The organism is Streptomyces sp. NPDC037271 (assembly GCF_055603605.1).
Genome location: NZ_JBVJVN010000016.1, coordinates 116,019 through 129,552, shown reverse-complemented (window position 1 = coordinate 129,552; position 13,534 = coordinate 116,019). Strand labels below are relative to the sequence as shown.

Annotated in this window: 12 protein-coding genes and 2 riboswitches; of the genes, 9 read left to right on the top strand and 3 right to left on the bottom strand. The window is 70.0% G+C overall.

Annotated features, from left to right (window positions below; translation table 11 throughout):
* Window positions 1–47: 47 nt before the first annotated feature.
* From glyA to gcvT, 3 genes are all read right to left on the bottom strand, one after another.
* Window positions 48–1,310: a serine hydroxymethyltransferase gene (gene glyA / locus ACZ7G3_RS25150; protein WP_470928327.1), complete on the bottom strand. Its 1,263-nt coding sequence runs from the start codon at window positions 1,308–1,310 to the stop codon at window positions 48–50.
* A 15-nt stretch (window positions 1,311–1,325) separates the two neighbouring features.
* Entirely contained in the window at window positions 1,326–1,703 is a 378-nt protein-coding gene (gcvH, locus tag ACZ7G3_RS25145) for a glycine cleavage system protein GcvH (RefSeq protein ID WP_053137363.1), read from the bottom strand.
* Window positions 1,704–1,851: 148 nt separating this feature from the next.
* Window positions 1,852–2,970, bottom strand: a complete 1,119-nt coding sequence (gene gcvT / locus ACZ7G3_RS25140; protein WP_470928326.1) for a glycine cleavage system aminomethyltransferase GcvT — start codon at window positions 2,968–2,970, stop codon at window positions 1,852–1,854.
* Window positions 2,971–3,009: 39 nt separating this feature from the next.
* A riboswitch (glycine riboswitch) is annotated at window positions 3,010–3,127 on the bottom strand.
* A riboswitch (glycine riboswitch) is annotated at window positions 3,128–3,221 on the bottom strand. It lies immediately after the preceding riboswitch.
* A 180-nt stretch (window positions 3,222–3,401) separates the two neighbouring features.
* On the opposite strand from gcvT, the gene ACZ7G3_RS25135 reads away from it, so the two are divergent.
* From ACZ7G3_RS25135 to ACZ7G3_RS25095, 9 genes are all read left to right on the top strand, one after another.
* Window positions 3,402–4,070 (top strand): AAA family ATPase, encoded by a 669-nt coding sequence (locus tag ACZ7G3_RS25135; protein WP_426600282.1) that lies wholly within the window; start codon window positions 3,402–3,404, stop codon window positions 4,068–4,070.
* Window positions 4,071–4,149: 79 nt separating this feature from the next.
* Window positions 4,150–4,914, top strand: coding sequence for an enhanced serine sensitivity protein SseB (locus tag ACZ7G3_RS25130; protein ID WP_470928325.1), 765 nt, complete (start codon window positions 4,150–4,152; stop codon window positions 4,912–4,914).
* A gap of 193 nt (window positions 4,915–5,107) precedes the next feature.
* Window positions 5,108–5,905, top strand: coding sequence for an enhanced serine sensitivity protein SseB C-terminal domain-containing protein (locus ACZ7G3_RS25125; RefSeq protein WP_470928324.1), 798 nt, complete (start codon window positions 5,108–5,110; stop codon window positions 5,903–5,905).
* Window positions 5,906–6,219: 314 nt separating this feature from the next.
* The gene (locus tag ACZ7G3_RS25120; RefSeq protein ID WP_426524798.1) at window positions 6,220–7,227 is read left to right on the top strand and encodes an ABC transporter permease; all 1,008 of its coding nucleotides are present in this window, start codon (window positions 6,220–6,222) and stop codon (window positions 7,225–7,227) included.
* A 70-nt stretch (window positions 7,228–7,297) separates the two neighbouring features.
* Window positions 7,298–9,094, top strand: coding sequence for an ABC transporter substrate-binding protein (locus ACZ7G3_RS25115; RefSeq protein ID WP_426600279.1), 1,797 nt, complete (start codon window positions 7,298–7,300; stop codon window positions 9,092–9,094).
* Between the two features lie 108 nt (window positions 9,095–9,202).
* Window positions 9,203–10,201 carry an ABC transporter permease gene (locus ACZ7G3_RS25110; RefSeq protein WP_426600278.1) on the top strand — a complete coding sequence of 333 codons (999 nt, stop codon included), beginning with the start codon at window positions 9,203–9,205 and terminating at the stop codon, window positions 10,199–10,201.
* On the top strand, window positions 10,198–11,295 hold the full coding sequence (locus tag ACZ7G3_RS25105) for an ABC transporter ATP-binding protein (RefSeq protein ID WP_426600277.1): 1,098 nt from the start codon (window positions 10,198–10,200) through the stop codon (window positions 11,293–11,295). Before ACZ7G3_RS25110 ends, ACZ7G3_RS25105 begins: the two co-directional genes overlap by 4 nt.
* A gap of 23 nt (window positions 11,296–11,318) precedes the next feature.
* On the top strand, window positions 11,319–12,803 hold the full coding sequence (locus ACZ7G3_RS25100; RefSeq protein WP_470928323.1) for an ABC transporter ATP-binding protein: 1,485 nt from the start codon (window positions 11,319–11,321) through the stop codon (window positions 12,801–12,803).
* 70 nt (window positions 12,804–12,873) lie between these two features.
* Entirely contained in the window at window positions 12,874–13,533 is a 660-nt protein-coding gene (locus tag ACZ7G3_RS25095) for a trimeric intracellular cation channel family protein (RefSeq protein ID WP_426600275.1), read from the top strand.
* Window position 13,534: the final 1 nt, after the last annotated feature.

The following is a 13,534-nucleotide window of genomic DNA, read 5'->3' as shown; positions in this document are numbered from 1 at the left end:
GCCGTGCCCGCTTGTGGCGGGCACGGCGCACCTGAACACGTGGGGTGCTACTTGTCCAGACCCGGGTACAGCGGGTGCTTGTCGGCCAGGGTCTTCACCCGTGCCTTGAGGGCCTCGGCGTCGTAGGACGGCTTCAGCGCCTCGGCGATCACGTCCGCGACCTCGGCGAAGTCCTCGGCCGTGAAGCCGCGGGTCGCCAGGGCCGGCGTACCGATGCGCAGACCCGAGGTCACCATCGGCGGACGCGGGTCGTTCGGGACGGCGTTGCGGTTGACCGTGATGCCGACCTCGTGGAGGCGGTCCTCGGCCTGCTGTCCGTCCAGCTCGGAGTCGCGCAGGTCGACCAGGACCAGGTGGACGTCCGTGCCGCCGGTCAGCACCGAGACGCCCGCCGCCTTCGCGTCGTCCTTCACCAGGCGCTCGGCCAGGATGCGGGCGCCTTCCAGCGTACGGCGCTGGCGCTCCTTGAAGTCGTCGCTCGCGGCGACCTTGAAGGCGACGGCCTTGGCGGCCACCACGTGCTCCAGCGGGCCACCCTGCTGACCGGGGAAGACGGCGGAGTTGATCTTCTTGGCCAGTTCGGCCGTGGAGAGGATCACACCGCCGCGCGGGCCGCCCAGCGTCTTGTGGGTGGTGGTGGTGACGACGTGGGCGTGCGGCACCGGGTTCGGGTGCAGGCCCGCCGCGACCAGACCGGCGAAGTGCGCCATGTCGACCATCAGGTACGCGCCGACCTCGTCCGCGACCTTGCGGAACGCGGCGAAGTCCAGCTGACGCGGGTAGGCCGACCAGCCGGCCACGATCAGCTTCGGCCGGGTCTCCTTGGCGAGGCGCTCCACCTCGGCCATGTCGACCTGGCCGTCGTCGCCGACGTGGTACGGGACGACGTTGTAGAGCTTGCCGGAGAAGTTGATCTTCATGCCGTGGGTCAGGTGCCCGCCGTGGGCGAGGTTCAGACCCATGATCGTGTCGCCGGGCTTGAGCAGCGCGAACATCGCGGCCGCGTTGGCCTGGGCGCCCGAGTGCGGCTGGACGTTGGCGTGCTCGGCGCCGAAGAGCGCCTTGACCCGGTCGATGGCGATCTGCTCGACCACGTCGACGTGCTCGCAGCCGCCGTAGTAGCGGCGGCCGGGGTAGCCCTCGGCGTACTTGTTGGTGAGGACCGAGCCCTGGGCCTCCATGACCGCGACCGGGGCGAAGTTCTCCGAGGCGATCATCTCGAGGGTGGACTGCTGGCGGTCCAGCTCGGCGTCGACGGCGGCGGCGACGTCGGGGTCGAGCTCGTGCAGGGGGGTGTTCAGAAGCGACATGCGGTCCGTGACTCCTCAGCCGGCGGTGAAGGCGGTGTACTCGTCGGCGGAGAGCAGGTCGGCCGGCTCGTCCGTGATCCGCACCTTGAACAGCCAGCCGCCCTCGAAGGGCGCGCTGTTCACCAGCGACGGGTCGTTGACGACGTCCTCGTTGACCTCGGTGACCTCGCCGGAGACGGGGGAGTAGAGGTCGGAGACCGACTTGGTCGACTCCAGTTCGCCGCAGGTCTCGCCCGCGGACACCGAGTCGCCGACCTCGGGGAGCTGGACGAAGACGACGTCACCGAGTGCGTTGGCCGCGTGCTCCGTGATGCCGACCGTCGAGGCGCCGTCCTCGGCGCCCGACAGCCACTCGTGCTCCTTGCTGTAGCGCAGCTGCTGGGGGTTGCTCATGGCCTGAATTCTCCTGTACGCGAGGGAGTGCTGGTGACGGGGGGCTGCTGGTGAAGGGGCTGCTGAAACCGCTGGTGAGCAGCGAGGACACGCGCGGGGCGACGAGGACACGCGCGGGGCGACGAGGGCGCCGCCGTCCGCCCGGTGTCTACTTCTGCCGCTTGTAGAACGGCAGCGCCACGACCTCGTACGGCTCGTGGCTGCCCCGGATGTCCACGCCCACACCCGCGGTGCCGGGTGCCGCGTGCGCGGGGTCGACGTACGCCATGGCGATCGGCTTGCCCAGCGTCGGGGACGGCGCCCCGGAGGTGACCTCGCCGACGACCTCGCCGCCGGCGACGACCTGGTACCCGGCGCGCGGCACCCGGCGGCCCTCGGCGACCAGGCCGACCAGGACGCGGGGCGGGTTCTGCTCGGCCCGGGAGGCGGCCTCGGTCAGCGCGGCGCGCCCGACGAAGTCGCCCTCCTTCTCGAACTTCACCACCCGGCCGAGCCCGGCGTCGAAGGGCGTCAGCGCGGTCGACAGCTCGTGCCCGTACAGCGGCATGCCCGCCTCCAGGCGGAGCGTGTCCCGGCAGGACAGTCCGCACGGGACCAGCCCGGCGCCCTCGCCCGCCCGGGTCAGCGCCTGCCACAGCCCGACGGCGTGCTCCGGCTTCACGAACAGCTCGAAGCCGTCCTCGCCGGTGTAGCCGGTGCGCGCGATGAGTGCCGGGACGCCGGCCACGGTGCCGGGCAGACCGGCGTAGTACTTCAGGCCGTCCAGGTCGGCGTCGGTCAGCGACGCGAGGATCGCCGGGGACTCGGGGCCCTGCACGGCGAGCAGCGCGTAGGCGTCGCGGTCGTCGCGCACCTCGGCGTCGAAGCCGGCCGAGCGCCCGGTCAGCGCGTCCAGCACCACCTGGGCGTTGGAGGCGTTGGCGACGACCATGTACTCCTGGTCGCCCAGGCGGTAGACGATCAGGTCGTCCAGGATGCCGCCGTCCTCGCGGCAGATCATGGTGTAGCGGGCGCGGCCCGGCTTCACGCTGCCGATGTTGCCGACCAGCGCGTAGTCCAGCAGGTCGGCGGCCTGGGGCCCGGTGACCGTGATCTCACCCATGTGGGAGAGGTCGAAGAGCCCGGCCCGGGTGCGCACCGCGACGTGCTCGTCCCGCTCGGAGCCGTAGCGCAGGGGCATGTCCCAGCCGGCGAAGTCGGTCATCGTCGCGCCCAGCGCGCGATGCGTGGCATCGAGCGCGGTACGGCGGAGTTCGGTACTGCTCATCGGTCGTTCGTCTCCCAGGACAGGACGTGGCGAGGTCGATCCTCCCCATCTGTCATCGGAACCTGAGAGGTTCGTCACGGCCACCGGAGCGCGGTGGCCGGGACTTGCACCTTGGGTGGGGCAGCCCGTCGAGGGGCGGCCCGCTTTTCAGATGTGCCTCGCCCGCGCGGTAACGGGGCCTGAGAGATTCAAGGGAGGGACTTGCTCCTTCGGCGCCCCGGCGCGGCCGGGGACTCTCCCGCGCGGATTCAAACGGCCGGTATGCAGTTGGCGCCGCCATCATTGCACGCCCCGCCGATCCGTGGGCAGACCGATATCTGTAACCGGCTTGTGGCAGTAAGCGCACGAAAACGCGAGACCTGCGCATTACCTTCTCTTTACACTCGACGGGGATGGGAACTCGTGAACCGCCCCAGGGGAGGACGATCACGGTGAACAGGACCACGGCGTACGCCACCACCTCCGGTCTCGCGCTGCCCGAGCAGCCCGTCGCCCCGGCACCCCAGGCGTGCGCCGAGCTGCCCGCACCCGTCGTCCGCGATCTGCGGGACCGGGACGGCCGCAGCCCGCACGCCCTGCTCTTCGGACCCCGGGACCTGGTGGTGATCACCGGCCTGCCCGGCAGCGGGAAGTCCACGCTGATGGAGCGCACCGTGCGCGGACCGCGCATCGACTCCCAGGACACCCGGGACCGCTGGGACCGCCGCATGCCGCGCTTCGTGCCGTACGGGCTCTACCGCCCCCTCGTCCGCCTCGCCCACTACGCCGGACTGCGCAGGGCCCTGCGCTCCGGCGAGGGCGTCGTCGTGCACGACTGCGGCACCCAGGCCTGGGTGCGCGGCTGGCTGGCCCGCGAGGCCCGCCGCCGTGACGGCACACTCCACCTGCTGCTGCTCGACGTCGAGGCCGACGAGGCCCTGGCCGGCCAGCGCGAGCGCGGCCGGGGCGTGTCGCGGTACGCGTTCCTGCGGCACCGCTCGGCCAACACCCGCCTGCTGCGCGCGGTGACCGAGGGCACCCTGCCCGCCGGCTGCACCTCGGCGGTCCTCCTGGACCGGGCGGCGGCCAACACGCTCCGCCGTATCGCCTTCACGGGGTGACGCACCGTAGGGCCGCGGGGCCGAACGGGTTAGCCTTTCCCGTCACAGCAGCGGTACCAGGCAGGCGGTAGGTAGGCAGATGGACGTCCCGGCACAGGCGCAACACCCGTACGGCGGGTGGCCCGGCAACGAGCTGGAGGAGGTGTTGTCCGCCTCCCTCGGAGTGCCGGGCGCCGGCGGCCGGATCGTGGAGGTGCTCGGCCGCAGCTTCCTGTGGATCCCCCTGCCGAACGGCGGCGGCCCGCACAGCGGCTCCCTCGACCTGCCCTCCCTGGAGGTCGACGGCCAGGCCTACGTACCGGTCTTCAGCTCCGAGGAGCAGCTCCGCCAGGTGGCCGGCGCGCAGATGGCGTACACCGTCGCCCCCGCCGCGGAGTTCGCCCGCGGCCTGCCCCCGCAGGTCGGCATCGCCGTCAACCCGGACGGCGCGGTCGGCATCCCGCTGCCGCCGCCCGCCGTGGCCGAGCTGTGCCGGGCCGGCCGCACCCCGCTGGACGGACCCGCGTCCGGCGGCCGGGTCCGCCTCTTCGAGCCGGACTGGCAGGACGACCCGGTGGACTTCCTCACCGCCGCCTCCGCCGAGTTCGCCGCGATCGGCGTCGTCCGCACCGCCCGCCGCTGCATGGCCGCCGTCGAGACCGCCGACCCCGTCATGTTCGTCGGCGTCGAACTCACCCACTGGGAGGGTGACGCCCGCGCCCTCCCCCTGGACGCCCTGGGCCGGGCCCTGACCAGGGCTCCCCTGAAGTACCAGGTCAACCTGGTCCTCCTGGAGGCGGCCCAGGACCCGGTCTGCGACTGGATGCGGGCGAACGTCCGCCCGTTCTACGACCGGGACTTGTAGAACGCCGGTGAGGCCGACGCCGGTGAGGGGCGCGGGGCTCTGACATGTGCGGCTCCGCCGCGTGGGCGCGACAAGCCACAACGGCGCCGCAGACGCCGGACAACCGCACGCCCCGAGCTCATAGGAGCCCCCCGACCGGCGGAGCCTTAAGCTGGTTTCCACAACCGGGGAACTTCTCGAAGGGGCGATACGCGTGAGCGCCAGCGGCACCACGACCGGACAGGTCGAGCACATGCTGCGCCAGGTGACGCCCGGGCGCTACGACGCCTACGAGGCCCTGCTGCGCGCGCTCGCCACCCCCACATCCGGCCAGGTCTGGATGCTGCTCTGGCACGGCCAGGCCGGCTCCCCCGACGCCCAGTACGGGAACATGGAGGTCGACGGCTACGGCTACGCGCCCTGCGTCACCTCCGCCCAGGAGCTGTCGGCCAGCGGCTGGAACCGGTCGTACGAAGTGGTCGACGGCCTGGAGGTGGCCCGCGCCCTCTACCCGGACCACTACGGCCTGTGGCTCAATCCGCACGCCCCCGGCGGCGGTGTCGGCATCCCGTGGCTCGACCTGCGCCGCATCGCCTCCGGCCTGGACCGCCAGCCGGCGGGCCCCCTGCGCCTGTCCGAACCGGCCATCGAGGTCCCCCAGTTCTACGCCCTGCTCGCGCAGAACGCCCACCGCACCCCGGCGGTCCGCGCGCTGCGCCGCGCCTGGGTGCAGCCGGCGCTGGGCGCGCCGTACCTCGCCATCGGTCTCGACTTGTACGACACCTCCCCGCCGGCCGTCGACGCGGTGCGCGGAATGATGCAGCAGTCCGTCGGCGCGGTGCCGGACGGGCTGCCGGTGTCGACGGTGGCGATGACCGACGCCCACGATCCGGTCGCCATGTGGCTGCGTGCCCACGCCCGCCCGTTCTACGACCGCGAGGCCCATGCGGCCGCCCCCGCCCAGGCGCCGGCGGGCGGGTACGGATACCCTCCGGCCGGAGGACGGTACTGACCGTCGCGGGGCTGGTCCCGCCGGTACCGGGGGACATCTTCGCGCGTAGACGGGGGCGTAAGATCCCGTCTCGCCCTCGATGCCCCAACTCGTCCGTGTCCGGCCCCCGTTACCCAGTGTCCGGATAACGGAACACCTCAAACAGCATCACGGTTGCGCATCCATTCCCCTTCAAGTCTGGCTACAGATCGCCAAAGCGTTGAAGACTCCCGAAACAAGGGGCGATTGCCCGCCCCTGTGTACGACGGACTGATCACGCCGCTACAGCGGCAAGTGCGGGCCGGCTACCGCCGGTTGAGAGGGGTCCCTGCCAGATGACGGCACCATTGCACGAGCCGACCGCGGAAGCGGCCCCAAGTGCTGCCGAGGAAGCGGCGGTTGCCGGCGCCGACGCCAAGGCGGTACAGGGACGTTCCCTGGGCCGGATCGCCTGGGAGCGCCTGAAACGGGACAAGCTGGCCCTGACGGGCGGCGTCGTGGTACTCGCCCTCATCGTGATCGCGGTGCTCGCGCCCCTGATCACCTCCCTCTACGGGCAGGAGCCCAACGCCTTCAACGAGGACAAGATCGACCCGCTGTTCGGCACCCCCACGGGGTCCCTGGGCGGGATCAGCGGCGAGCACTGGCTGGGTGTCGAACCGGTCAACGGCCGCGACGTCTTCGCCCGCATCGTCCACGGTGCCCGGATCTCGCTGCTCGTCGGCTTCCTGTCCGCGATGGTCGCCGTGGTCATCGGCACCGTCCTGGGTGTCCTGGCCGGCTTCTTCGGCGGCTGGGTCGACGCCCTCATCAGCCGGATCATGGACGGCCTGCTGGCCTTCCCGCAGCTGCTGTTCATCATCGCGCTGGTCTCCGTCATGCCCGACAACATGCTGGGACTGAGCGGCACGGGCGTGCGACTGCTCATGATGATCCTGGTCATCGGCTTCTTCGGCTGGCCCTACATCGGTCGCGTGGTCCGCGGCCAGACACTCTCGATGCGTGAACGCGAGTACGTCGAGGCGGCCCGGTCCCTGGGAGCCGGACGGTTCTACATCCTGTTCAAGGAACTGCTGCCCAACCTGGTGGCGCCGATCATCGTCTACACCACGATGATGATCCCCACCAACATCCTCACCGAGGCGGCGCTCAGCTTCCTGGGCGTGGGCGTCAAGCCGCCCACCTCGTCCTGGGGGCAGATGCTCTCGAGCGCGATCGACTACTACAAGTCGGATCCCATGTACATGGTGGTTCCCGGTGTGGCGATCTTCATCACCGTTCTTGCCTTCAACCTCTTCGGCGACGGCGTGCGCGACGCGCTGGACCCGAAGGGCTCCCGCTGACCTGCCGTACCGGCAAGCGACCCGTGGCACCTGCACGGGGTCTCTCATCTAATCCGGAGGATCCGAGATCGTGACTACCCAACGCACCTCAGGGCGGCGCAAGCAGGCTTTGGCCGCTGCCGCAGTGGTCGCCGCGCTGCTGACCACGGCGGCGTGCGGCGGCGGCGGAGACGACAGCAGTGGCGGCTCGAAGAACGGCGCGGCCCAGTTCGACGCGGCCAACAACAAGGTCCTTCAGGCCTCCGAGGCCAAGAAGGGCGGCACGCTGAAGTTCGCGAGCACGCAGGACGCCGACTCGTGGGACACCACGCGCGGTTACTACGGCTTCATGTGGAACTTCTCCCGCTACTACAGCCGCCAGCTCGTCACGAACAAGACGGAGCCGGGCGCCGCCGGAGCGCAGGTCACCCCCGACCTCGCCACCGGGCTCGCCAAGGTCTCGGACGACGGCAAGACCTACACGTACACCCTGCGTGACGGCGTCACCTGGGAGGACGGCAAGCCGATCACCTCCAAGGACGTCAAGTACGGCATCGAGCGCGTCTGGGCGCAGGACGTGCTGTCCGGCGGTCCGGTCTACCTGAAGGACGTCCTGGACCCCAAGGGTGAGTACCCCGGTCCCTACAAGGACACGTCGAAGGACAAGCTCGGTCTGAAGGCGATCGAGACCCCCGACGACAAGACCATCGTCTTCAAGCTGCCGCAGGCCAACTCGGACTTCGAGGAGATGCTGGCGCTGACCTCGGCGTCCCCGGTCCGCCAGGACAAGGACACCAAGTCCAAGTACGGCCTGCGCCCGTTCTCCTCGGGCCCGTACAAGTTCGAGTCCTACAACCCGGGCAAGGACCTCACCCTGGTCCGCAACACCGAGTGGAAGCAGGAGTCGGACCCGGTCCGCAAGGCGTACCCGGACAAGATCACGATCAAGTTCTTCTCCAACGCCAACGACCTGGACGCCCGCCTGATCGCCGGCGACTACGACCTGGACCTGGCCCAGACCGGTCTGTCCCCGCAGGGCCGCACCACCGCCCTGCAGGAGCACAAGGGCAACCTGGACAACCCGGTCTCGGGTTACATCCGGTATGCGTCCTTCCCGCAGAACGTGAAGCCGTTCGACAACGTCCACTGCCGCAAGGCCGTGCTCTACGGGGCCGACCACGTCTCGCTGCAGACCGCGCGCGGCGGCCCGGTCGCCGGTGGCGACATCGGCACCAACATGCTGCCGCCGTCCGTCCCGGGCTCCGAGGGCCAGAAGTACGACCCGTACGGCATGGCCGGTGAGAACAAGAAGGGCAACGTCGCCAAGGCCAAGGAAGAGCTGAAGGCCTGCGGCCAGCCGAACGGCTTCAAGACCACCATCGCGGTCCGCAACAACAAGCCGGTCGAGGTGGCCACCGCCGAGTCGCTCCAGGCGTCGCTGAAGAAGGTCGGCATCGACGTCGAGATCGACCAGTACGACGGTTCGCAGTACGCCAGCGTCATCGGCGCCCCCGCCAACGTCCAGAAGAAGGGCTACGGCATCATCATCATGGGCTGGGGCCCGGACTTCCCGTCCGTGCAGGGCTACGGTCTGCCGCTGTGGCACAGCGACTACATCCTCGACAGCGCGAACAACAACTTCGCGATGATCAAGGACAAGGCCATCGACGGCCTGTTCGCGGACTACCTGACCGAGCTGGACGACGCGGGCAAGGCCAAGATCGCCACGGAGATCAACCACAAGGTGATGGAGGGCGCGTACTACCTGCCCTTCGTCTTCGAGAAGTTCATCAACTGGCGCTCCAACCGACTGGCGAACGTGTACACGACCGACGGCTACAGCGGCATGTACGACTTCGTCAACCTCGGCCTGAAGTCCTCGAAGTAACCGGTACACCCGCCGTACGGCACGAAAGGCAGGTGAAGGCCGGCGCGGCGTGACCGCGGGCCGCCGGACGATCTCCGGCGGCCCTCGGTCCGCAGCGGGCCGCAACCCGTGCTCGCTTATCTCATCAGGCGGCTGTTCGCCGCCGCAGTGATGCTCGTGGTCATCATCCTGGTGGTCTTCGGCATCTTCTTCCTCGTCCCCAAGTGGGCGGGCGTCGACGTCGCCCTGAGCTTCGTGGGCAAGCAGGCGGACCCCGCCGCCGTCGAGGGAGTGCGACAGAAGCTGGGTCTGTCCGACCCGGTCTTCGTCCAGGCCTGGGAGTTCTTCAAGGGCATCTTCGTGGGCCGTACCTACGCGGCCGGCGGTGACGTCACCAACTGCGCCGCGCCGTGCTTCGGCTACTCCTTCCGCACCGAACAGTCCGTGTGGCCGGTGCTGACCGAGCGTTTCCCGGTGACCCTGGCTCTCGCGCTCGGTGCGGCCGTCCTGTGGCTGATCTTCGGCCTCGCCGCCGGTGTGCTCTCCGCCCTCAAGCGGGGCACCCTGTGGGACCGCGGCGCGATGATCGTCGCGCTGGCGGGCGTCTCCCTCCCCATCTACTTCACCGGCCTGGTCAGCCTGGCGGTCTTCTCCTACGGCCTGGGCTGGATCGACGGTGAGTTCGTGCCCCTGGAGGACAGCCTCACCGGCTGGCTCGGCGGCATGATCCTGCCCTGGGTCACCCTGGCCTTCCTGTACGCCGCGATGTACGCCCGGATCACCCGGGCCACCATGATGGAGATCCTCGGCGAGGACTACATCCGCACCGCGCGTGCCAAGGGCCTCAGGGAGGCGGTCGTCATCCGCAAGCACGCCATGCGGTCGACCCTGACCCCGCTGCTCACCATGCTCGGCATGGACCTCGGCGCCCTCATGGGCGGCGCTATCCTGACCGAGACCACGTTCAGCCTCCCCGGCCTCGGCCAGAAGGTGCTGGACGCCATCAAGACCCAGGACCTGCCCTTCATCCTGGGCGTCGTCCTGATCACTTCCCTCGCGGTGCTGATCGCCAACCTCGTGGTGGACATCCTGTACGCCGTGATCGACCCCCGAGTGAGGCTCGCATGACCGAACTCAGCAAGAGCGGAGCAGCCGTGGGCGAGCCCACCGGCACCTCGCCCGCGCCGAGCGCCTTCCTGGAAGTACGCGACCTGAAGGTGCACTTCCCGACCGACGACGGCCTGGTCAAGTCCGTCGACGGGCTCAGCTTCCAGCTGGAGCGGGGCAAGACCCTCGGCATCGTGGGCGAGTCCGGCTCGGGCAAGTCGGTGACCTCGCTCGGCATCATGGGCCTGCACACCGCCGGCCAGTACGGCAAGCGCAAGGCCCAGATCTCGGGTGAGATCTGGCTGGACGGCACCGAGCTGCTCTCCGCCGACCCGGACCACGTGCGCAAGCTGCGCGGCCGCGAGATGGCGATGATCTTCCAGGACCCGCTGTCCGCCCTGCACCCGTACTACACGATCGGGCAGCAGATCGTGGAGGCGTACCGCATCCACCACGACGTGGACAAGAAGACCGCCAAGCGCCGCGCGGTGGAGATGCTCGACCGCGTCGGCATCCCGCAGCCGGACAAGCGGGTGGACAGTTACCCGCACGAGTTCTCCGGCGGCATGCGCCAGCGCGCGATGATCGCGATGTCGCTGGTCAACAACCCCGAGCTGCTCATCGCGGACGAGCCGACCACCGCCCTGGACGTGACCGTCCAGGCGCAGATCCTCGACCTCATCCGGGACCTGCAGAAGGAGTTCGGCTCCGCGGTCATCGTCATCACCCACGACCTGGGCGTCGTCGCCGAGCTGGCCGACGACCTCCTGGTGATGTACGGCGGCCGGTGCGTCGAGCGGGGCCCGGCGGAGAAGGTGTTCTACGAGCCCCGGCACCCCTACACCTGGGGCCTGCTCGGCTCGATGCCGCGGCTCGACCGCGACCAGCAGGAGCGCCTCATCCCGGTCAAGGGCTCCCCGCCCTCGCTGATCAACCTGCCGTCCGGCTGCGCCTTCAACCCGCGCTGCCCGTACGCCGACGTGCCCAAGGACGACGTCACCCGCACGGTCCGCCCCGAGCTGGCCGAGGTCGGCAGCAAGCACTGGGCCGCCTGCCACATGTCGCAGGAGCAGCGGGAGCGTATCTGGACCGAAGAGATTGCGCCGAAGCTGTGAGCGAGAACGCCAAGGACGAAGCAGTGGCCATTCCTGCGCAGAGCGACGGCACACAGGGCGACGCCGCCCGGGCCGCCACCCTCACCAAGGACGCCGCCCCCGGCGAGACCCTGCTGAAGGTGACCGGGCTGCAGAAGCACTTCCCGATCAAGAAGGGCCTGCTGCAGCGCCAGGTCGGCGCGGTGCGCGCCGTCGACGGCATCGACTTCGAGGTCAGGTCCGGTGAGACCCTCGGCGTCGTCGGCGAGTCGGGCTGCGGCAAGTCGACCATGGGCCGGCTCATCACCCGGCTGCTCGAGCCGACCGCCGGCAAGGTCGAGTTCCAGGGCAAGGACATCACCCACCTCGGGGTCGGCGGCATGCGTCCGCTGCGCCGCGACGTGCAGATGATCTTCCAGGACCCGTACTCGTCGCTGAACCCGCGCCACACCATCGGCACGATCGTCAGCGCCCCCTTCAAGCTCCAGGGCGTCGAGCCCGAGGGCGGGGTCAAGAAGGAGGTCCAGCGGCTGCTGTCGGTGGTCGGTCTCAACCCCGAGCACTACAACCGCTACCCGCACGAGTTCTCCGGCGGCCAGCGCCAGCGCATCGGCATCGCCCGCGCGCTCGCGCTCAACCCCAAGCTGGTCGTGGCCGACGAGCCGGTCTCCGCGCTGGACGTGTCGATCCAGGCCCAGGTCGTCAACCTCCTCGACGACCTCCAGCAGGAGCTGGGTCTGACGTACGTGATCATCGCGCACGACCTGTCCGTCGTCCGGCACGTCTCGGACCGGATCGCGGTGATGTACCTCGGCAAGATCATGGAGCTGGCCGACCGCGACCTGCTCTACAAGACGCCGATGCACCCGTACACCAAGGCGCTGATGTCGGCGGTCCCGATCCCGGACCCGGCACGCAAGTCGGCCAAGAGCGAGCGCATCCTGCTCAAGGGCGACGTGCCCTCGCCGATCGCCCCGCCGAGCGGCTGCCGCTTCCACACCCGGTGCTGGAAGGCGACGCAGATCTGCACGACGACCGAGCCGCCGCTGAAGGAGCTGCGCCCCGGCCAGCAGGTCGCCTGCCACCACCCGGAGAACTTCGAGGACCAGGCCCCGCAGGACGTCGTCCTGCTCTCCGACGCCAAGGAGGCGGCGGAGCTGGTGTCCGAGAAGGCACTGGCGGAGTCGGCGGCGACCTCGGCGGCGGTGGCCGCGGAGGTCGAGGCCGGCACCGAGCACTCCGAAGACGCCGCGAGCGGTGACGAGCCCGGCGCGGAGGGCGCGGAGGGCACCGAGAGTGCCGATGGTGCCAAGGGCGCGGAGGGCGCCAAGGGTGCCGAGGGTACGGAGAGCGCCAAGGGCACCGAGAGTGCCGAGGGCGCGGAGAGCGCCAAGGGCACCGAGAGTGCCGAGGGCGCGGAGAGCCCCAAGGGTGCCAAGGGCACCAAGGGTACGGAGAGCCCCAAGGGCGCCAAGGGCACCGAGAGTGCCGAGGCCGCCGACGAGGAGCCTCCCGCCAAGGAGAAGTGAGCTTGCCCTGCCGATGAGCCCCCGCCTTCATTTGTAAGGCGGGGGCTCATCGGCAGGTAAGAATAGAAGGGTGTACGAGCAACTCTTCAGCCCCACCGTCCAGCACACGCTCGACCTGATCGGCATCTTCGTCTTCGCCATCTCCGGCGCCCTGCTGGCCGTACGCAAGAACTTCGACGTGTTCGGCATCGCCGTCCTCGCCGAGGTCACCGCGCTGGGCGGCGGGCTGTTCCGGGACCTGGTCATCGGCGCCGTACCGCCCGCGGCCTTCACGGACCTGGGGTACTTCATCACCCCGCTCTTCGCCACCCTGCTGGTCTTCTTCCTCCACCCCCACGTGGAGCGCCTCCAGACCGGCGTGAACATCTTCGACGCGGCCGGTCTCGGCCTGTTCTGCGTCGCCGGCACGACCAAGGCGTACGACTACGGGCTCGGCCTGACCGCCTCCGCCTGCCTGGGCCTGGCCACGGCCGTGGGCGGCGGCGTTCTGCGGGACGTGCTGGCCAACGAGGTGCCGTCGCTGCTGCGCTGGGACCGCGACCTGTACGCCGTCCCGGCGATCGTCGGCGCCACCATGGCCGCCCTGTGCATCCGCTACGAGGCGCTCACCCCGTTCACCACCGGACTCGCGGTGGTCACGGCCTTCGCCCTGCGCCTGCTCGCCCTGCGGTTCCACTGGCGGGCCCCGCGCGCCTGGAACCGGCGGTCGACGGTGACGGAGGGGGAGTGAG

Excerpts from the sequence above, each read along its gene's own strand:
- gcvH (WP_053137363.1), bottom strand. The coding sequence starts at position 1,703 with ATGAGCAACCCCCAGCAGCTGCGCTACAGCAAGGAGCACGAGTGGCTG.
- gcvT (WP_470928326.1), bottom strand. The coding sequence starts at position 2,970 with ATGAGCAGTACCGAACTCCGCCGTACCGCGCTCGATGCCACGCATCGC.
- ACZ7G3_RS25105 (WP_426600277.1), top strand. The coding sequence starts at position 10,198 with ATGACCGAACTCAGCAAGAGCGGAGCAGCCGTGGGCGAGCCCACCGGC.
- ACZ7G3_RS25130 (WP_470928325.1), top strand. The coding sequence starts at position 4,150 with ATGGACGTCCCGGCACAGGCGCAACACCCGTACGGCGGGTGGCCCGGC.
- glyA (WP_470928327.1), bottom strand. The coding sequence starts at position 1,310 with ATGTCGCTTCTGAACACCCCCCTGCACGAGCTCGACCCCGACGTCGCC.
- ACZ7G3_RS25120 (WP_426524798.1), top strand. The coding sequence starts at position 6,220 with ATGACGGCACCATTGCACGAGCCGACCGCGGAAGCGGCCCCAAGTGCT.